Raw genomic sequence first — 19,441 nt, forward strand, 5'->3', positions numbered from 1 at the left:
TGCATTATAATGAAAGATAAAAAGACAAGGGGATCCTGTCATGGCCACCGAAAACGCCGTCAGCGCCGAAGAGATCAAGGTCAACGCGGCCAAGATGCAGATCTCGACCACCGATGTCGCCATCGACATCATCGCCATGCACAAATGGTACGGCGAGTTCCATGTGCTGAAGGACATCAATCTCAAGGTGATGCGCGGCGAGCGCATCGTCATCTGCGGCCCGTCCGGCTCGGGCAAGTCCACGATGATCCGCTGCATCAACCGGCTGGAGGAGCACCAGAAGGGCAAGATCATCGTCGACGGCAAGGAACTAACCAACGACCTGAAGAAGATCGACGAAGTGCGCCGCGAGGTGGGCATGGTGTTCCAGCACTTCAACCTCTTCCCGCATCTCACCATCCTCGAAAACTGCACACTGGCGCCGATCTGGGTGCGCAAGACACCGAAAAAGCAGGCCGAGGAAATCGCCATGCACTTCCTCAAGCGCGTCAAGATTCCCGAGCAGGCCAACAAATATCCGGGTCAGCTATCCGGCGGCCAGCAGCAGCGCGTGGCGATCGCGCGTTCTTTGTGCATGAACCCGCGCATCATGCTGTTCGACGAGCCGACCTCGGCGCTGGATCCGGAAATGATCAAGGAAGTCCTGGAAACGATGGTCGGCCTGGCCGAGGAAGGCATGACCATGCTGTGCGTCACCCACGAAATGGGCTTCGCGCGCAAGGTCGCCAACCGCGTCATCTTCATGGATCAAGGCCAGATCGTCGAGCAGAACACGCCGGCCGAATTCTTCGACCATCCGCGCCATGAGCGCACAAAATTGTTCCTGTCGCAGATCCTGCACTGACCCCTGGACGAACTGTCTTCGACCTCCAGGAGAGCTCGGCTGAAACAGCGCCGGGCTCTTTTGCGTATGGAGAGCAGGTGTCGCACGTTCGTGTCACGCCCAAGCGTTCGCAAGGCAGTCATCATGAAGAAGCTTGGACGTATGCTGGTCCGCCTGATGATCGTGGCGGCTCTCGCCGTGACGCTGGGAGCATTGGTGCCGCGACCGCTTTTGCAAACAGCCGGCGACCAACCCGCGAACCCCCGCCATATCCTCGTCCTCAGGAATCCGATCCACACGGACATCGCCATTCCGGTCGACGATGCAGTGCTTCGTCGTTTCCATTTCCTGCTCGATGCCGGCATGCCGACCGACATGGCCGGGGTGCGCTACATCGTTTTTGGCTGGGGCGGTCGCGCCTTTTATCTGGAAACGCCGACATGGTCGCAACTCAAGGCCGTTCCGGTTATGAAAGCGCTGACCCTCGACACTTCGGTCATGCATGTGGATATCGCCGGCGACATCGCCGAACCGCGCCCGGACGTCGCGAGCTTTGATATCGGCGAGGATGGCTTCGCCGCCTTGCTCGATTTCATCGCCGTGAGCTTTCAGCGAGGGGAGGGCGGCCCGGTCGTCATCGAGAACGCGGCCTATTCCAGATATGATCGTTTCTTCGAGGCCAAGGGGCACTTCAACGCACTGGTAGGATGCAACACCTGGACCGCGGCGGCGCTGCGGACTGCCGGACTGCGCACCGGCTGGTGGAACCCGCTGCCGGTCTCGCTCGGCCTGTCGATGCGGCTCTACAATTAGGAAAGCGGCCAGAGCGAACCGGCGTCAGCTCCGGATCAATTTTTACCGCTCCCATCCATAAAGCCAGTCGAGATCGGCTGCGAGCTTTTCCGGGCCGCGCATTTTCAGAAATAGGTTACGCGCGATGGCCACCGGCCCGGCGGCATGCCAGGCAAGGCGATTGAGGGCTCCGCGCCGGGCGGCCTTGGCTATGCGCGGCCTCCGCAGCGCCTCCCAGGTTTTCAGTCCGGCTGCCGGATCGGCCCGCGAGCCGGCCACGGCATCGGCAAGCATTGCCGCGTCCTCTATCGCCATCGCCGCGCCTTGCGCCGCGAACGGGGTCATCGCATGCGCCGCGTCGCCGATCAGCGCAATGCCGCCTGGCAAGGTCCAAGGCTGACTCTGGTCGACCGTATGGAGCGGCCAGGTCAGCCATGGATCAACCAGGTCCATCACCTTTGCCAGGCCGGGGGCACAGCCTCGCGATGCATCGGCCAGGATGCCGGGGTCGGCGTGGCCCGACCAACCTTCAGCGATGCGCTCACCCTTGGTGATCGCGACGAGGTTGAACGCGTCGCCGTTGCTCACGGGGTAGGCGACCATGTGGAAGCCCGGATGCAGAAACGTCGTGACACAGTCGGCCGCGCCGATGGCGGCGAAGGCGCGGCCGGCGGGACTATCCGTGCCGACAGTGGCGCGCCAGGCCAACGCGCCCGAAAAGCGGTTTCTGGCCGCGGCCATCTTTTCGGAATCGACAAGCCCGCGTACCGATGACCAGACGCCATCGGCGCCAACCAGCAACGAGCCTTGTTGCTCCGTCGTCCTGCCGCCGATTTCGACGTTCGCCCTAACACCCTGGCTGCCGACTGCGAGTCTCCGGACGCGTGCGCCAAGGGTGAGATCGATGGCGGGCATCTCGGCGACGCGCTCCATGAGAGCGCTTTGCAGGTCGGCCCGATGCGCAACGAGGTAGGGCGCGCGCCAACGGCTTTCCGCCGATTGGCCGAGCGGCACGCGCGCCAACTGGCGCAATGTCCTCGCATCCTTGAGTACAACGGCCTGCGGCCGCACCGCCGCCGGCAGCAGCCTATCGAGGGCGCCAAGATCCCGCAGGATGCGTGTCGCGTTAGGGGAAAGCTGGAGGCCGGCACCCACGGCCTCGAGGCGTGCCGCCTGCTCGAACACGTGCACGCGGTAGCCACGTTCGGCAAAAGCAATTGCCGCTGTCAGTCCGGCGACACCTGCCCCGGCGATGACGACTGGCGGGGGGCGCTTGTCGTCCATCAGCTGTGCGAGAGCATCAGGCGGCCTGGTCGATGTAGAGGCAGCCGGCTGGCAGCGTTTCCGTCGCCTTCAGCTTGGGCGAGTAGCGGTAGAGCGTCGAGCAATAGGGGCAGACCTTCTCATTGTCGTCGCCCATGTCGAGAAACACATGCGGGTGGTCGAAGGGCGGGTTGGCGCCGGTGCACATGAATTCCTTGACCCCGATGTCGATCGCCGGATGGCCCGCATCGTTCTGGAAATGGGGAATGGAACCGCCTGCCATCGTCGTCTCCTTAACGCAATCTCGTCTGCATCTGGATCATAACGGGCCTGTTTGCAAGATCGATGAAATGAAACTGTCGCAAAACCCTGTCAGAGGATAAGTTAAGCCGGTTAAGCGGCAGAGCTGGTGGGAAGAGCGGAAATTATGAATGAACTGAAGCCTGTCAAAAGCGAATTCACCAATATCGAGGCCGCGAGCCCGGAAGGCGGCAACCCCGACCGTTTCGTCAATCGTGAATTTTCCTGGCTGCAGTTCAACCGGCGCGTCCTCGAAGAGTCCCTCAATCTCAATCATCCGCTCCTGGAGCGCGTCCGCTTCCTGTCGATATCGGCCGGAAACCTGGACGAGTTCTTCATGGTGCGCGTCGCCGGCCTCGCAGGCCAAGTGCGCGAAGGCATCGTGCTGAAGAGCCCGGACGGACGCACTCCCGAGCAGCAGCTCGAGCAGTTGCTGCGCGAAGTCGAACGGCTGCAGGAAGACCAACAGAACAGCCTTTCGGCTCTCACCGTCCTGCTCAACAAGGAAGGCATCGAGACCATTACCCGCGACGCCCTGAGCAAGGACGAGAAAATCTGGCTGGAGGACCATTTCCAGGAGCAGGTGTTCCCGGTGTTGACGCCGCTGTCGATCGACCCGGCGCATCCGTTCCCGTTCATTCCCAATCTCGGCTTCTCGATGGCATTGCAGCTGCGCCATCGCAAGAATGGCGAGGAAATGAGCGCGCTGCTTCGCCTGCCCGTCGCCCTGAAGCGGTTCATCCGTCTGCCTGACCGCAAGCAGCATGTCCGGTTCATCCCGCTTGAGGAGGCGGTCGGCCTCTATATCGGCAAGCTGTTTCCCGGCTACGAGGTCAAGGGTTCGGGCACGTTCCGGATCATTCGCGACAGCGATATCGAGGTCGAGGAAGAGTCCGAGGACCTCGTGCGCCTGTTCGAAACGGCCCTGAAGCGCCGGCGCCGCGGCTCGGTCATCCGCATCGAATTCGACAGGCTGATGCCGGGCGAACTGCGCGAATTCGTCGCCGGCGAGCTCGGCGTCTCGTCGAGCCGCATCAGCGTGCTGACCGGTCCGCTGGCGCTCAGCCAGATTTCCGAGATCGTCGCCGTCCCACGCGACGATCTGAAGTTCACGCCCTACAATCCGCGCTTTCCCGAGCGCATCCGCGAGCATGGCGGCGACTGTTTCGCGGCCATTCGGGAGAAGGACATCGTCGTCCACCACCCGTATGAATCCTTCGACGTCGTTGTGCAATTCCTGCGCCAGGCGATGGCCGACCCGGAAGTGGTAGCGATCAAGCAGACGCTGTACCGCACCTCCAACGACAGCCCGATCGTGCGCGCTCTGGTCGACGCCGCCGAGGCGGGCAAGTCGGTCACGGCGCTGGTGGAATTGAAGGCTCGTTTCGACGAGGAAGCCAATATCCGCTGGGCGCGCGACCTGGAGCGCGCCGGCGTGCAGGTCGTCTTCGGCTTCCTAGAGCTCAAGACCCACGCGAAAATGTCGCTGGTCGTACGCCGCGAGGACGGCAAGCTGCGCAATTACGTGCATCTCGGCACCGGCAATTACCACCCGGTTACCGCCCGCATCTACACCGACCTGTCCTTCTTCACCACCGACCCGACGATCGCCAGGGACGTAGCCCAGCTCTTCAACTTCATCACCGGCTATGCCGAGCCGACGGATGAAATGCGGCTGGCTATCTCGCCGTTCACGCTCAGAAACCGGATTCTCAAGCATATTTCCGACGAAGTCGCTTATGCGCACGCGGGCAAACCGGCGCGGATCTGGATGAAGATGAACGCGCTCGTCGACCCGATCATCATCGACGCGCTCTATGACGCCAGCCGGGCGGGGGTCGAGATCGACCTCGTCGTGCGCGGCATCTGTTGCCTGAGGCCGCAAGTGCCCGGCCTGTCGGAGAACATCAGGGTGAAGTCGATCGTTGGACGCTTCCTCGAACACAGCCGAATCTATTGTTTCGGCAACGGCTACGGGCTGCCCTCGGACGAAGCGATCGTCTACATCTCCTCGGCCGATCTCATGCCGCGCAATCTCGATCGCCGTGTCGAGACGATGGTGCCGATCACCAATCCGACTGTGCACGAACAGATCCTGGGGCAGATCATGCTCGGCAACATCATGGACAATCAGCAAAGTTTCGACGTATTGGCAGACGGAACCTCCCGGCGCGTGGTGCTGGAGGAGGGCGAGGAACCGTTCAACGCGCAGGAATATTTCATGACCAATCCCAGCCTGTCCGGACGGGGTGATGCGCTGAAGTCGCACGCGCCCAAGCGCATCGCGCAATTCAAGCGCCGCAAGAAGAACGCAGCAGCGTCCAGCTGATGCAGGCGGAATCCCAAGGCCGGCTGCAGGACCGCCGACCGCTGTCCATCATCGACATCGGGTCGAACTCGATCCGTCTTGTCGTCTATGAGGGGCTGGCGCGCTCGCCGACCATGCTGTTCAACGAAAAGATGCTGGCAGGCCTCGGCCGCGGCATCGTGTCGACCGGCAAGCTCGATCCGGAAGCGGTGACGCGATCGATGGAAGAGTTCCGCCGCTTCCGTGCGCTGTCCGAACAGGCCGGCGCTGCCCAGATCTATGTGCTGGCTACGGCCGCCGCCCGCGAGGCCGTCAACGGCCCCGACTTCATCCATCGGGCGCAGGATGTACTGAAGACCGAAATCCGCGTGTTGAGCGGCCGCCAGGAGGCCCATTATTCGGCGCTCGGGGTCATCTCCGGCTTTCACCCGGCCGACGGCATCGCCGGCGACCTTGGCGGCGGCAGCCTCGAACTGGTCGATGTCGCGGGCGAGGCCATCGGCGACGGGATCACCCTGCCGTTAGGCGGCCTGCGACTGCAGGACATGGCGAAGAATTCGCTTGCCCAGGCGGCGAAGATCACGCGTGACGAGCTGGCGCGGGCCAAGCTGCTCAAAGGCGGGCAGGGCAGGCCCTTCTACGCCGTTGGCGGCACATGGCGAAATCTCGCCAGGCTGCACATGGAAATGACCAACTATCCGCTCGGCGTCATGCATCACTACGAGATCGGGATCGAGAGCGCCGCGAATTTCCTCAGGCAGGTGGCGAAAGGCGAGATCGAGAAGGTCAAGGGCATCGAAGGCGTCTCGAAAAACCGCCGCTCGCTGCTGCCCTATGGCGCCATCGTGTTGCAGGAGATCATGACGGCGATGCAGCCGTCCAAAATCATCGTTTCGGCGCTCGGCGTGCGCGAGGGTTTTCTGTATTCGCTGCTCGACGAAGCCGAGCAAAAGGCCGATCCCCTGATTTCGGCGGCGGAGGAACTTGCCCGGCTGCGGTCGCGCTCCGTCACCCACTCACACGAACTGGTCGAATGGACCGCCCGGACATTCGCCGCCTTCGGCATCGACGAGACGGAGGATGAAGCGCGCTATCGCCATGCCGCGGCATTGCTCGCCGATATTGGCTGGCGCGCGCATCCCGAATATCGCGGCAAGCAGTCGCTGAACATCATCGCGCACGCCTCATTCTTCGGTGTCGACCATCCTGGTCGCGCGTTCCTGGCACTGGCCAATGCATACCGTCACGACGGCATCTTCAACGAATCCATCGACTCCGAGATCAAGGCACTGGCAACACCGCGCTATCTCGAACGGGCTCGGGTGCTGGCGGCGATGATGCGCGTCGTCTACCTGCTGACGGCGTCGATGCCCGGCATCATGCCGAGACTGAAATGGGAGCAGCGCGCCAATGGTGTGCTGGCACTGGTGTTGCCGGCGTCGCTGGCCGATCTATACGGCGAGCGGCCGGCCGGGCGCCTGGCGCAACTGGCCCGCATCACAAATCGCCGGCTGGTGCTCTCGGTCGAGGGCGGCCCGAGCATGTCGGTGAAGTAGGCCTACACCGAACCACGCGCGTCGATCGACCAGGCGCCGGCGCCGGCAATGGCCAGCGCCAGAAAGCCGCCCGCGATTGCGATGTCCTTCATCAGCATCTGCGTGTGCAGGAAAGCCAGTGTCGGGTCATCCCCGCCTTGGCCATAATGACCGATGAAGCCTGCCACGATGCAGAAGACGGCGACCGCCAGGGCAACGATCCTTGTCTGGAAGCCGGCCAGGATGAGCAATCCCGCTATCAATTCGAACAGGCCCGTACCCCACGCGGCGAGCGTCGGTAGCGGCAGACCAAGCCCGGCGAAATAGCTTGTCGTGCCGGAGATGCCGGAAATCGCGTTGAATCCCGACGGCACGAACAGGGCGGCGAAAAGCAGCCGGGAAAGCAGGAGCACGAGGTTACGAGGCACTGTCACCACCCTTGTCCGTGGCTTGCGCAATGACGGACAACGAAAAAGCGGCGCGGAAAATTCCGCGCCGCTCTTCTCCAGAAGGCTCGACGTCGATCAGCCGCGCTTGGCGTCGATCGAGTAGGCGCCGGCGCCGGAAGAGGCGAGTACCAGGAAGCCGCCGGCTATGGCGACGTTCTTGAGGAAATGGATCATCTGGTTCTGGTCGGCCCAACCCGTGTGGGCGACAAGAGCGGTTGCGATTGTGAAGGCAGCCAACACCCAGGCCACGATGCGTGTCTGGAAGCCTACGACGATGGCGAGGCCACCGAGTAGTTCGATCAGGCCGACGACCACGGCCGTGACGGTCGGGACGGGAAGGCCCATCGAGCCGAAATAGCCGGCTGTGCCAGCAATATCGGCGAGTTTGTTGAAGCCCGACAGCACGAATATGACGGCGAGCAGAATGCGGCCGAGAAGGATGGTGGTGGAGCTGCTGGAAGCAGCGGCGGTTCCGGCTGAGCTGATGGACATTGCGGTGTCTCCGAACGGTTTGAATGATCCGTGGAATAGCCCATGATGGCTGTTCACCAAAGCCGCCGATGTGACGACACATTGTTCACAATGCTCGCGCTTCGCGAGCCGCGCAACGGTCGCGAATTCAGACACTGCCTACCCCGGATGGGTCATGTCTCCGGGCCGGACCAGGCGGTCATAGTCGGCCTCGCTGACCAGCCCGGTCGCGAGCGCTTCCTCCCGCAAGGTCGTGCCGTTCTTATGCGCCGTCTTGGCGATCTTGGCGGCATTGTCGTACCCGATGGTCGGCGCCAGCGCCGTCACCAGCATCAGCGAGCGGTCGAGCGCCGCTTTGATGTTGTCCTCACGCGCCTCGATGCCAACAACGCAGTTATCGGTGAAGGAGACCGAGGCGTCGGCGAGCAACTGCACGGATTGCAGGAAGTTGTACGCCATCAGCGGGTTGTAGACATTGAGCTCGAAATGGCCCTGGCTGCCCGCGAAGGTCACGGCGGCGTTGTTGCCGAACACCTGCACGCAGACCTGAGTCATCGCTTCGCACTGCGTCGGGTTTACCTTGCCTGGCATGATCGACGAGCCGGGCTCGTTTTCCGGCAGCGACAATTCGCCAAGCCCTGAACGCGGGCCGGAGCCGAGGAAGCGGATGTCATTGGCGACCTTGAACAGCGCTGCCGCCGCCGCGTTGATGGCGCCATGCGAGAACACCATGGAATCGTGAGCGGCGAGTGCCTCGAACTTGTTGGGCGCGGTGACGAAGGCGATGCCGGTGATGGCGGCGATGCGATCGGCCACGCGCTCGGCGAAGCCAACCGGCGCATTGAGACCTGTGCCGACGGCGGTGCCGCCCTGCGCCAGTTCCTGCAGGCCTGGCAGCGTCAGTTCGATGCGCTTGATCGACGAAGCGACCTGTGCCGCGTAGCCGGAGAATTCCTGGCCGAGGGTCAGCGGGGTCGCATCCTGGGTGTGGGTACGGCCGATCTTGATGATGTGGTTGAATTCCCGGCTCTTGGCCGCGAGCGCCTTATGCAGGTGCTTCAGCGCCGGCAAAAGGTCGTGCACGATGCGCTCGGCGCAGGCGATGTGCATGGCCGTCGGATAGGTATCGTTCGACGACTGGCTCATATTGACGTGGTCATTGGGATGAACCGGCTTCTTCGTGCCCATGACGCCGCCAAGCATCTCGATGGCCCGGTTTGAGATCACCTCGTTCGCATTCATGTTGGACTGCGTGCCGGAGCCGGTTTGCCACACGGCGAGCGGGAAATGGTCGTTGAGCTTTCCGTCGATGACCTCTTGGGAGGCGTTGACGATCGCCTTGCCGATCACGGGATCCAGCCGCTTCAGCTCCATATTGGCTTCGGCCGCCGCACGCTTGACGATGCCGAGCGCACGCACGATCGAGATGGGCTGCTTTTCCCAACCGATCTTGAAGTTGCCGAGCGACCGCTGTGCCTGCGCCCCCCAGTAGCGGCCTGCGTCGACCTCGATGGGACCGAACGTATCGGTTTCGGTTCTGGTCTTTGACGTGCTCACGGGCGCGTTCTCCGCTGTGCCGAATCTGGCAACGGCCTACCGCGTTGCACAAGGGCCTTCAAGTCAAGATTGCGCACGGAAAGTATACGAATCGGTTCAGCACATTGACGCCTCCCCAATGCAGGTTAGACGCTTCAGTGTGATGACATGGATCGAGCCATCAAATAGGGTGCCGGGCAAACGACCGACCAGGGTAGACGTGGCACACGATTTTCAGCAGGACATTGACCTTATCGCGCGCATCGACGCGGTTCCGACCATTCTTGATGTCGTCTGCCGCACCACCGGGATGGGTTTTGCCGCGGTCGCCCGGGTCACCGAAGATCGGTGGATTGTCTGCGAAGTTCTCGACAATATCGATTTCGGTCTCGCGCCGGGCGGCGAGCTGAAGGTCGAGACCACCATCTGCAACGAGATCCGTGCAAGCCACGAAGCTGTGGTCATTGACAGCGTTGCCGATGATCAGGCCTTTTCCAACCACCACACGCCCGCGCAATATGGCTTCCAGAGTTATATATCGATGCCGATCCTCCGAAAGGACGGTCGGTTTTTCGGCACCTTGTGCGCGATCGATCCGCGTCCGGCGCGGTTGAAAAATCCCGAAACCGTGGGCATGTTCAAGCTGTTCGCGGAACTGATAGCCGCCCATCTGGATTCCGCGGATCGGCTCGACGCGGCCCGCGCCGAAATCCTGCTCGAGCGTGAGAACAAGGAACTGCGCGACCAGTTCATCGCCGTCCTTGGCCACGACCTGCGCAATCCGCTCGGTTCGATCGCCTCCGGCGTCAATATGCTCAAGCGCACCGATGACGAGCCAAAGCGCGCGCAGATTCTGGCCCTGATGGAAGGCAGCGTGGCGCGCATGGGTGGCCTGATCGACAATGTACTCGACTTTGCCCGAAGCCGGATGGGCGCCGGGCTGGTGGGCAAGACAACCGAGCCCAAGCCGATGGGCCCGGTACTTGAGCAGGTCGTGTCGGAATTTCGCTCCATTCATCCGGACCGAGTGATCGAAACCGACTTTGATGTTCCGGCGCCTGTCATCGCCGATCATCTGCGGCTTGCGAGGCTGTTCTCGAACCTGATCGGCAACGCGCTCAACCATGGCGCCTCCGGCGCGCCGGTCAGGGTGGAAGCCACGACTGCAGGCGGGGAACTTTTTTTCTCGGTTGCCAATAGCGGCAAGCCGATAGCAGCCGAAATGATGGCCAATTTGTTCGAGCCCTTCGTGCGCGGCAAGACCGCGGACGATCAGGGCTTGGGACTTGGCCTTTTCATTGCCGCCGAGATTGCCAAGATGCATTCGGGCAAGGTCGAGGCTGCTTCGTCACCGCAGGAGACGCGCTTTGTGTTTCGCATGCCATTGGATGGCGCCTGACCGTCAATCGAAGGTTTGTCATCCGGGAATCCTTTTCCTCCAGCGGCGTAGCCGCGTGCGCAGGAAAGACATACGGCCGAACGGGAGAGTTGATCGCCCCGACGGCATCGTGGACTGCGCCTCCAGCTTTCGACGCACAAGGTTCGTCAGGCGACGGAAGTGGGGGGTTTCCAGTACTGGCAGACGTTTCACGATGGTGTCTGGCAGCGGCTTCGATCGCCAGGCGAAGTAGGCGTCATACTCCTCCGGCGTTGCGACAACGTGCCGAAGATAGTCAGCCAGGGTTTTCTCGTCTGGGAAAGCGCTGGCGTCGATATAGGAATTTCCGGGGACGAAGTCGTTCACGTTCGGCGCGCCAAGATAGATCGGCACTGTGCCGGCCTCGAACGCATCGTATATCTTTTCCGTGACGTAGTCGGGCTCGATCGAGTTTTCCAGCGCGAGGCAGAACCTGTGCCGGGCGATGGTCTCTATCTTCGTTTTTCTGCCCAGATCCGGCCCGCTGACCGTCCGGTTGTTAAAGTGCCTGCCATAGGAATCGATTCTGATGTGGCGCGAAAGTTGCGCTGTGAAATCAGCGCGGCCGCTGAGGTTGAAAGGGGCGGACTGGAACAGCGCAACCGGCGCTTGCTCGGTCTTTCGAGCGATCGGTTTGGCAACCATGTCTTGCCACTCGCCAGCCTTGGGCAGGTAGGGCGTCCAGACGTCGGCATGCGCTTCATGCGTCATGATTATATCGAAATGCTTCATGGCCTCGGGCCGCGTCGCGTGTGAGTAATTCTGACGGCTCTCCATCGACCACGCTACCCAATATTGTCCGGGATATTTGCGGGCATCGCCGATTTCCTGGAAATCCGGAATGTGAAAAACCACCGCCGCGGCTTCTGAAAGCCGGCCCTTGTCCGTAGTCCAACGCCCTTCCTCACGGATCGCCTCGATGTCGACCGGCTTACGGAAGAAGGAGGTATAGAAAAGGATCAGCGGGTCGCTTGACGACATGGCACAGATTTCCGGGACTTCTCCAGGTGCAAGAGACGCCGAATTGGCGGACCGTCAAGGCGAGGCATTGCTGGTGCTGAAGCAGGGCAGTCCTGCTACCCTGCAGTGTATCCGCCATCGATTGCAAAAATGGCCCCGCTCGTCCAGGCGGCCTCGTCGCTGGCAAGGTGAACCGCGATCCCGGCAAGGTCTTCGGGGCGACCGATCCTGCCCAGTGGATAGCTGCGCGCGACATAGGCGCTCAACTCGGCCTTGGCCTCGGCCGGCAGATTGTCGACTGTCTTGCGCCGCATGGCAGTGTCCACGGTGCCGGGCGCGATGGCGTTGACACGTATGCCGCGTGGACCGAGTTCGAATGCCAGCGACTTGGTCAGTGAGTTCAACGCGCCCTTGGACAGGGAATAGAGGCTCGACGGCCGCCGCGGGATCATCTTATGGGCGAAGTAGGAGGAGATGTTGATCACCGAGGCACCGGCGCCTAGATGCGGCAGCAAGCCCTGGGTGAGGAAGAAAACCGCAGCCACGTTGAGCGCGAAAGATTGCTGAAACTGCTCCCGGCTGACTGTCTCGAAGGACACAAGGAAAGCCATCCCGGCATTGTTGACAAGAATGTCGAGCGGTCGCCCCGACACCTTCACGTGCTCGACGACGGCTTCGACGCCTGAATCGGCAGCAAGGTCGGCCGACAGCGTCCTGACACTTCCATTCCTGCCAGCCCTTGCGAGATTGTCGCTGGCGCTTGCCAGTTTTCCGGCATCGCGACCGACGATCACGACGTCGGCACCCTCGCGCAGGAAAGCCTCGGCGATCGCAAAACCGATGCCCTCGGAACCTCCGGTCACCAAAGCCTGCTTGCCACCAAGCTTCATCGCATGCTCCCGCATCCTCGTCCGGCGAAAGCGCCGCGAATCCAACGCTCTGGTCAAGCCATCGGCCTATCCCAGCGTATGAATAGTCCAGCCAGGGCAACTTGCATCTTAGCAGGGAACAAGATAGCCGCCTTGATCAACAAGCCGTGCGGGTTCAAGCTGAACGCGGCGGCTTTGGTCCGATCCACTTGTCCCCAAGCACCTGACGACGATGGTGTTGCCGGAAGCGCGAATGCTGAAATCGCCCCTGCCCATCAATGTTGTCGAGGTCGAGAGGCGCTTGCTGCCCGGCCTGAACCGTGGCGAAATCCACTGCCGCTTTGATCGCGGAAAGCTCAAGGTGCGGTCACGAGCCGCCTGGCTTGAAAGGCACGAGCAGGTGCTGGCCCTGATCGCCGAGGCATTGGTGTCGCTTGATGTCCGCGACCTGCCGCCCTTCTATATGCTTCTTGGAGACACGCCGTCGCGCAGGCGGCACCGCTACTTCACGACACGATTCGCATTCTCTCAAGCCGCCGGCTATGGCGAGGTGGCTGCGCCCGATTTCGTTTTCGGTGGCTGGCCGGACGCGAAGTTCGACGATTATGATCAAAAGACACGGGCAATGGCAGCCGCGTCGGAACAGCCCGCGCGTGACAACAGGCTGTTTTGGGCCGGGCGTTGTATGAACAACGGCCGTAAAAGGGTCGTCCAGGCTGCTGCGGCGCGGCCCGACCTCGTCGAGGCATACGATACCGAGCCAAACTACGATATCGCGATCAATCGGTATTCCAGCAGGTTCCGGACGATGGAAGACCAGGTCGCCACCTACCGGTATATGATCGACATCGAGGGTGCCGGCTACAGTGGCCGGTTCAAGATGCTGCTTCACACCAGGCGCGTCGTGCTGCTGCAGGAGCGGCCCTGGCGAGAATGGTTCTTCGACGAGATCGAGCCGTTCCGGCACTATGTCCCGGTGGCGCGCGATATGTCCGATCTGGTCGAGCGTATTGAATGGCTGCGCGCCAATCCCAAAAGGGAGGCCGAAATATCAGGGGAAGCGCAGCATTTCGCACGGACCCGGCTGACACGTGCCGCCGCGGTCTCGGCTTGGGCTCGGCTTCTCAAGGCTCATGCGGACGCCGGCGGTAATCTGAAGTCTGGCCTCCAGGACCGTAAGCGCGTGACGGGCTGGCCAGGCTGACCAAGGATGCCAGCGGCAATCTGGTGTTTATCGCCAAGGCGATTTTCAAAGCGTCTGAGCTTCAGCCAATACCTGATGGCGGCTCGCATCTTACTCGGCCAGCGGCTTGATCGTCTCATAGCCATTGACCGATTGCGCACTCGTGCCTTCATCATAGCGTCGGGCAAGCACGGCTTGCAGATCGGGCGCGTATAGCGCGGTGAAGGCATCCAGCGTCTGGCCGGCGCCATTCTTGAAGGTCTCGTTGACGGCCAGCACATTGTATTTGCAGGTGCCCAGACGGAACGCCTCCTTGCCCTTCACCACCAGGGTCAGTGTCTTGGTGCTCTTGGGCTGTTTGTTCGGCGACAACTCGACGAACTCTATCGTGCTCTTCGCCCCGGCCTTCAGTGGGAACAGTTTTCGCAAATCGGCAAACGGGATCATCGCCACCCTTCCCGTATCGCTGTCGCGAAACACCTCGATCAATCCGGCGAACAGGAACTGCGTTTGCGGCGATTGCGACTCATAAATGTTGGCGACGGCCGTCATTCCACCCGCTGCCGGCCGAAATTCGCTTTGGATGCCGGGCCTTGCCAGAACGAACCCGTTGCGGGCCGATTTGGCATCGATGCACTGACCGGCCTGCGCAACGCCAGCCGATAGGAAAGCCAAGACCACGCCGAAAACTGCAATCCTCATAACGTCCCCCGTTGCTTGCAGCGAAAGACTCTATGCTAGTGGAAACGACAAGGTCCAGCCAGATGCCGATGATCAATGCATGTCGTCACATCGGCGAACTGGACCGGGGGGCGCCGCTCATGCTGAATTTCCGGATATGATCGATCACTATTCGCAGGCATCGTTATCGCGACGCCGCTTCCTGACTTGTGCTGCGGGCTTTGCCGCCGGCATGATTTGGCGATCGGCCCACGGCCAGACCGGCCAACGCATCCAGCCGATAGACGCAACCTTTCTGTTCGTCGCCGATGTCCATGCCTGCCGCATGGCGAACGGTTTGAGCCCCAACTGCCAGAGCGAAGGCAAGACCGATGCGGCTCTGCTGCGCAACGTCGCTGCGCTGAATGGGCTTGGCGACAAGGACTGGCCGGCCGAGATCAACGGCGCCGCCACCGGCCTGCGCTCGGCCGGTCGCCGCATCGGAATCCCGCTCGGCCTTGTCATCGGTGGCGACATGACGGACGATGGCGGGGGCCAGATCACCCAGCCCAGCGAAGGCACGCAACTTCTTCAGTTCAGCCAGCGCTATCAGCAGGGGATGGGCCCCGACCGCGTGCATGTCCCGGTCTATGTCGGGCTCGGAAACCACGATCTCGACCAGAACGGCCCGCCGCATCATGTCGACTGGTACCGGCGCGAGCTGCGCGACTATGTCGAGGTCAATCACCGCCCCGGCGTGTTCTTCAAGCCGCCCGTGCCTGCCACGGATTACGATGTCGATACCGACTGTTATTCGTGGGACTGGGGCGGCCTTCATCTTGTCCAGACGCATCGTTTTGCGGGTGACATCGGCCACGGCGCGGTCAGCGGCCTGGCTTGGCTGAAACAGGATCTGGCCACCTATGCGGCGGACGGCCGTCCGGTCATCCTGTTCCAGCATTATGGCTGGGACAGCTTTTCGACGGAGCGATGGGATCCAGCAAAGACGACGTTCGACGATAGCGGCACCGGGCCCCCGCACTGGTGGGCAGAGGCGGACCGGCAGGCACTGCTGGCGGCGCTGAAGGGTTACAATGTCGTCGCCATCTTTCACGGCCACCAGCATGAAACCCCACTGATCTACCGCCGGGCCGGGCTCGACCTGTTCAAGCCGAAGGCTGCCTACATGGGTGGTTTCGCGCTTGCCAGGGTAACCGGCGACGGCATGGATGTTGTATTGGGCGAGGCGACCGGCGATCATGGCGAGGTCGCCTTTACCAACGCCTTCAGCAAGGCCTGGAGCTTGTGAAGGGGGCCAACTCTCGGCGCCGCATTTGCGATTGGACAATCACCTCTGGCAGTGGCAACGCTGTCGGCCACGCTGCTGCCAGCGCCGCCCATACGGACTTTGAACAATCGGGCGCACGGGGGAACAATGTCTGAATTCAAGCTCTTCATCGGCAATAAGTGCTTCTCATCATGGTCGTTGCGGCCATGGGTGGCGATGAAGCATCTCGAAATTCCATTCGAAGAAGGTTTCGTGCGACTGCGAACGCCCGAAACAGCTGCCAACCTTGCCAAGGTCTCACCGACAGGGCAGGTGCCGGTGTTGAACCACAATGGCAGGGTTGTATGGGAGACGCTCGCGATCCTTGAATACCTCGCCGATCTATTTCCCGAAAAGCATCTCTGGCCGGCGGATCTTGGCGCCCGCGCTCTGGCGCGATGCGCGGCAACCGAGATGCACTCGGGTTTTCGCGAGGTCCGTTATGGCTGGCCGATGAATTTGCGCAGGCCACAGGGCCATGTGCGTCTCGACGCCGAAGGCGAGGCACAGCGCGCGCGCATCGAGGCGTTGTGGGCCGAGTGCCGGGAGAAATACGGTGCAGGCGGACCGTTCCTGTTCGGCCATTTCACGGCCGCCGACGCCATGTATGCGCCGGTCGTCACGCGCTTCGACACCTATGGAGGGACCTTGGCGCCCGTGACGCGAGCCTATGTCGACGCTGTCCTGGCGACGCCGGCGATGCGCCAATGGTACGCGGAGGCAGCCAAGGAGACGTGGCCGGAGCCCGGCCCGGACGAATAACAACGTAAGACCAACGCGGCGTGGCTGCTACCGGCAGGGCGCTGATTGCGTCGCGTGAATCATACGGGCGGGGAGGGCGGCCCCCTTGCGTCCATGCGCCGAGCGCGGTCATGCGACGGGACCGGATCGCAACTTGAGAGGCGATGTTCGATGCTCGTTTCTTAAGATTTGACACGGGCCTGGAATACAGCTAGAAGGTGTTTGTCGATATTTGTTTGACTGACTTTTGTTATCCGCGCTTTCGAGCGCGACTTTGACGAACTTCCCACATCAAAATCGAGACAAACGGCGTTGTGCACTCGCATGACGGCGAACGAATATTTGCCATGGAAAGGGTTCGTCATGAGCACCGGCACAGTTAAATGGTTCAACGCCACCAAGGGTTTTGGTTTTATTCAGCCTGACGACGGTTCGGCCGACGTTTTCGTACACATCTCGGCCGTAGAGCGCGCCGGCATGCGTGACATCGTCGAAGGCCAGAAGCTCGGCTACGAGATGGTCCGCGACAACAAGTCGGGCAAGATGTCCGCCGATCAGTTGAAGGCGGCCTGAAGAAAGAATTCGGCCTTCCCGGTGACCACGGATGTACTGGCACCGGTGAATGGCGAATTCCTGCGCATGGCTCCGGAGACGTGAGTTTCCAAGGCATGTCATGCGCATAAAGCGAGCGTTTCCGTGCGTCCAGTGGATGCACGGCGCTCTCATGGGAGGTCAGGCGGTGCCTGGCCTTTTTCATTTTACGCGGTTTCAACCGAAAAGGCGCTGCGCCCCGGCGTGAACGTGCTAAGGGATGCTCCGGTTGCCGTGTTTGCTTTGCGTGGCCCCGACCCAAGGGCCGGGCAGGCCGCTCTCGGCGCTAGGCTCCCGACAGGAGAGAGATTTTGACCACGAGTCCCAAGACAGCGGCCGATCAGCCCGCATCGCTTTTCAGCAAAGCACAGACCCAGTCGATGTCCCTCAACCGGATCACTTCCGAGCGCGACGCCGTCACCGAAGCGAGGGAAGCCAAGACCGCGCGCCTGCGCGAATTGCGCCTGGAAAAGCAGGCAGACGACATCGTCGCCGCGGCGGCGCTGGCCGCTTTGCCGAAACGAGCCGGAAGACGTTGATGGCCACCAAGCGCGTCCCCCCGAAATCGATTGCAGCCGACTCAACCATCGCCGACGTCGTCGATGGCCTCGACAAGCCGGTCGAATACGTGCGCCGGGTGCTTGAAAAGCTGGAACGCTGCAAGCGTGCTCACGGCGATGCCCAAGTGCGGCTCGGTGTGCGTGGACGCGCCGAATGCCCGAACTACCTGATCGAATATGTCCGCGAGGACGCCAAGACCCATGAGCGGGTGACGTACCAGGACGCCGCCTACAGCGGCAGCACGCATCGCGAACTGGCGCCGCATCACATAGAGGCGGCAAAGAACTGGTCGCCCGAGGAAATGAACATCACGGCGGTCTCGGCGCTGATCGGCCGCTTGCGCAATCCGCGCGCGCCATCATCGCGATTTGTCGACGAGGACTGACATGGCCATTAAATTCTCTTCGAAGGCACAGCCGGCCGTTCCGGCGGCCGCCGCAAAGACGGCCAAGCCGGCCGCCGCACCGAAGGCAGGCGTGCCCACTGAGACGGCAACCGATCTGTTCAAGACGCCGGCGGATTCGCCAAAGGGCAAGACAGGCAAGAAGAAATAGCATCTTGCCGCGGGAAGCCGACAGCCATCCCGGAGAGCCTGGGCAGCTTGCTTTGGCGGCTGCAGCAAGCCGGCTTCCTTTCGATTGCCAAAGTTGCGGCGCCTGTTGTTCCTACTCGCCGGAGTGGCCGCGCTTTTCCACCGAGGACGACGCGCAGCTCGACCTAATTCCTGAAAAATACGTGGCGGCGGATCTCTCCGGTATGCGCTGTGACGGCCAGCGCTGCTCGGCCCTGTCGGGCGAAGTTGGCAAGTCGACGGCCTGCCTCGTCTACCAGGTTCGACCCGACGTATGCCGGGCTTGCATGCCTGGCGATGACGAGTGCCTGATCGCCCGGCGGGCACACGGGTTTTCCGTCCTCTAGCAGCGATTCCCCACCGCTTGTGAGCGCTCGATGTTCCGACTACCTTCGTGAAAGGAGGAAGGGGAGGAGATCATCTTGAGCGTCGAGTTTCTGTTGACGTCTTTGATTGTCGTCGCATCGCCGGGAACCGGCGTTCTTTATACGCTGAGCGCCGGGCTCTCGCGCGGATCCCGGGCTGCCATCGTCGCAGCGCTCGGCTGCACCCTTGGCATTGTCCCGCATATGATCGCCGCCATCACAGGTTTGGCGGCGCTGCTGCACACAAGCGCGGTGGCTTTCGAGACGCTGAAATATCTCGGCGTCGCCTATCTGCTTTACATGGCCTGGAACACACTGAAGGAAAAAGGCGGCCTGAGCGTCGAGGACAATGTCGCGCCGCGTTCGGCCGGCAAGGTGATCGCCACGGGCATACTCGTCAACGTGCTGAACCCGAAACTCTCGATCTTCTTTTTTGCGTTCCTGCCGCAATTCGTCAGCACCCCCGAACCCAATGCGCTGTCGAAGATGCTGGAACTCAGCTCCGTCTTCATGCTTTTGACGTTTGCGGTCTTCGTCGCTTACGGCATCTTCGCTGCTTCGATCCGCAGCCATGTCGTGACACGCCCAATGATCCTGACCTGGATGCGCCGCACATTCGCCGGAGCTTTTGTACTGCTCGGCGCCAAGCTGGCATTGGCAGATCGATAGCCGCCGCACAGACGTTGGGATGGCGGGGCCGGCCTGACTTTGTCATGGTG

The 19,441-nt window shown here is 61.8% G+C and carries 22 protein-coding genes and 1 pseudogene; 15 read left to right on the forward strand and 8 right to left on the reverse strand.

Features of this window, described 5'->3' with window-relative positions; translation table 11 throughout:
- Positions 1-94: 94 nt before the first annotated feature.
- On the forward strand, positions 95-844 hold the full coding sequence (locus LB513_RS04475) for an amino acid ABC transporter ATP-binding protein (protein ID WP_031213892.1): 750 nt from the start codon (positions 95-97) through the stop codon (positions 842-844).
- Positions 845-967: 123 nt separating this feature from the next.
- Complete coding sequence (locus LB513_RS04480) at positions 968-1,636, forward strand: TIGR02117 family protein (RefSeq protein WP_224662261.1); 669 nt, start codon at positions 968-970, stop codon at positions 1,634-1,636.
- Between the two features lie 42 nt (positions 1,637-1,678).
- Here the strand turns inward: LB513_RS04480 and LB513_RS04485 are convergent, their stop codons facing one another.
- Entirely contained in the window at positions 1,679-2,899 is a 1,221-nt protein-coding gene (locus LB513_RS04485; RefSeq protein WP_224662262.1) for an FAD-dependent monooxygenase, read from the reverse strand.
- Between the two features lie 16 nt (positions 2,900-2,915).
- Positions 2,916-3,161 (reverse strand): zinc-finger domain-containing protein, encoded by a 246-nt coding sequence (locus LB513_RS04490; protein ID WP_015318409.1) that lies wholly within the window; start codon positions 3,159-3,161, stop codon positions 2,916-2,918.
- A 144-nt stretch (positions 3,162-3,305) separates the two neighbouring features.
- Here LB513_RS04490 and LB513_RS04495 point away from each other — a divergent pair, with 144 nt between their 5' ends.
- Positions 3,306-5,507 carry an RNA degradosome polyphosphate kinase gene (locus tag LB513_RS04495; protein ID WP_224662263.1) on the forward strand — a complete coding sequence of 734 codons (2,202 nt, stop codon included), beginning with the start codon at positions 3,306-3,308 and terminating at the stop codon, positions 5,505-5,507.
- Positions 5,507-7,042 carry an exopolyphosphatase gene (gene ppx, locus LB513_RS04500; RefSeq protein ID WP_224662264.1) on the forward strand — a complete coding sequence of 512 codons (1,536 nt, stop codon included), beginning with the start codon at positions 5,507-5,509 and terminating at the stop codon, positions 7,040-7,042. The genes LB513_RS04495 and ppx overlap by 1 nt, the downstream gene beginning before the upstream one ends.
- A 2-nt stretch (positions 7,043-7,044) precedes the next feature.
- On the opposite strand, the gene LB513_RS04505 is transcribed toward ppx, so the two are convergent.
- The 3 genes from LB513_RS04505 to fumC all read right to left on the reverse strand — a co-directional run bounded on the left by LB513_RS04505 (position 7,045) and on the right by fumC (position 9,498).
- On the reverse strand, positions 7,045-7,449 hold the full coding sequence (locus tag LB513_RS04505) for a DoxX family protein (protein WP_224662265.1): 405 nt from the start codon (positions 7,447-7,449) through the stop codon (positions 7,045-7,047).
- Between the two features lie 96 nt (positions 7,450-7,545).
- A complete protein-coding gene (locus tag LB513_RS04510; RefSeq protein WP_224662266.1) occupies positions 7,546-7,962 on the reverse strand; it encodes a DoxX family protein in 417 nt (138 codons plus the stop codon).
- Positions 7,963-8,100: 138 nt separating this feature from the next.
- On the reverse strand, positions 8,101-9,498 hold the full coding sequence (fumC, locus tag LB513_RS04515) for a class II fumarate hydratase (RefSeq protein WP_224662267.1): 1,398 nt from the start codon (positions 9,496-9,498) through the stop codon (positions 8,101-8,103).
- 289 nt (positions 9,499-9,787) lie between these two features.
- Here fumC and LB513_RS25225 point away from each other — a divergent pair.
- Both LB513_RS25225 and LB513_RS25230 read left to right on the forward strand, forming a co-directional pair.
- A pseudogene (locus tag LB513_RS25225) lies at positions 9,788-10,093 on the forward strand (GAF domain-containing protein); the annotation flags it as partial.
- A gap of 18 nt (positions 10,094-10,111) precedes the next feature.
- Positions 10,112-10,876 carry a HAMP domain-containing sensor histidine kinase gene (locus tag LB513_RS25230; RefSeq protein WP_318011172.1) on the forward strand — a complete coding sequence of 255 codons (765 nt, stop codon included), beginning with the start codon at positions 10,112-10,114 and terminating at the stop codon, positions 10,874-10,876.
- An 18-nt stretch (positions 10,877-10,894) separates the two neighbouring features.
- Here LB513_RS25230 and LB513_RS04525 read toward each other — a convergent pair whose 3' ends face one another.
- Positions 10,895-11,875 carry a glycosyltransferase family 10 domain-containing protein gene (locus tag LB513_RS04525; protein ID WP_224662269.1) on the reverse strand — a complete coding sequence of 327 codons (981 nt, stop codon included), beginning with the start codon at positions 11,873-11,875 and terminating at the stop codon, positions 10,895-10,897.
- Between the two features lie 95 nt (positions 11,876-11,970).
- Complete coding sequence (locus LB513_RS04530) at positions 11,971-12,744, reverse strand: SDR family NAD(P)-dependent oxidoreductase (RefSeq protein WP_224662270.1); 774 nt, start codon at positions 12,742-12,744, stop codon at positions 11,971-11,973.
- Between the two features lie 232 nt (positions 12,745-12,976).
- On the opposite strand from LB513_RS04530, the gene LB513_RS04535 reads away from it, so the two are divergent.
- Positions 12,977-13,927 (forward strand): glycosyl transferase family 90, encoded by a 951-nt coding sequence (locus LB513_RS04535; protein WP_224662271.1) that lies wholly within the window; start codon positions 12,977-12,979, stop codon positions 13,925-13,927.
- Positions 13,928-14,017: 90 nt separating this feature from the next.
- Here LB513_RS04535 and LB513_RS04540 read toward each other — a convergent pair whose 3' ends face one another.
- Complete coding sequence (locus tag LB513_RS04540; RefSeq protein ID WP_224662272.1) at positions 14,018-14,608, reverse strand: hypothetical protein; 591 nt, start codon at positions 14,606-14,608, stop codon at positions 14,018-14,020.
- A 136-nt stretch (positions 14,609-14,744) separates the two neighbouring features.
- On the opposite strand from LB513_RS04540, the gene LB513_RS04545 reads away from it, so the two are divergent.
- From LB513_RS04545 to LB513_RS04580, 8 genes are all read left to right on the forward strand, one after another.
- On the forward strand, positions 14,745-15,875 hold the full coding sequence (locus LB513_RS04545) for a metallophosphoesterase (RefSeq protein ID WP_224662273.1): 1,131 nt from the start codon (positions 14,745-14,747) through the stop codon (positions 15,873-15,875).
- 126 nt (positions 15,876-16,001) lie between these two features.
- Positions 16,002-16,655 (forward strand): glutathione S-transferase family protein, encoded by a 654-nt coding sequence (locus LB513_RS04550; protein WP_224662274.1) that lies wholly within the window; start codon positions 16,002-16,004, stop codon positions 16,653-16,655.
- A gap of 342 nt (positions 16,656-16,997) precedes the next feature.
- Positions 16,998-17,207: a cold-shock protein gene (locus LB513_RS04555; protein ID WP_010915421.1), complete on the forward strand. Its 210-nt coding sequence runs from the start codon at positions 16,998-17,000 to the stop codon at positions 17,205-17,207.
- Positions 17,208-17,536: 329 nt separating this feature from the next.
- Positions 17,537-17,764, forward strand: coding sequence for a hypothetical protein (locus tag LB513_RS04560; RefSeq protein WP_224662275.1), 228 nt, complete (start codon positions 17,537-17,539; stop codon positions 17,762-17,764).
- Positions 17,764-18,171, forward strand: a complete 408-nt coding sequence (locus LB513_RS04565) for a hypothetical protein (RefSeq protein ID WP_224662276.1) — start codon at positions 17,764-17,766, stop codon at positions 18,169-18,171. Before LB513_RS04560 ends, LB513_RS04565 begins: the two co-directional genes overlap by 1 nt.
- Position 18,172: 1 nt before the next feature.
- Complete coding sequence (locus LB513_RS04570; RefSeq protein ID WP_224662277.1) at positions 18,173-18,340, forward strand: hypothetical protein; 168 nt, start codon at positions 18,173-18,175, stop codon at positions 18,338-18,340.
- Positions 18,341-18,344: 4 nt separating this feature from the next.
- Positions 18,345-18,704: a YkgJ family cysteine cluster protein gene (locus LB513_RS04575; protein ID WP_411962679.1), complete on the forward strand. Its 360-nt coding sequence runs from the start codon at positions 18,345-18,347 to the stop codon at positions 18,702-18,704.
- Positions 18,705-18,779: 75 nt separating this feature from the next.
- A complete protein-coding gene (locus LB513_RS04580; protein WP_224662278.1) occupies positions 18,780-19,391 on the forward strand; it encodes a LysE family translocator in 612 nt (203 codons plus the stop codon).
- The last annotated feature ends 50 nt before the right edge of the window (positions 19,392-19,441 follow it).

This window comes from Mesorhizobium sp. ES1-1, from assembly GCF_020164785.1.
Taxonomy (GTDB): Bacteria; Pseudomonadota; Alphaproteobacteria; order Rhizobiales; family Rhizobiaceae; genus Mesorhizobium.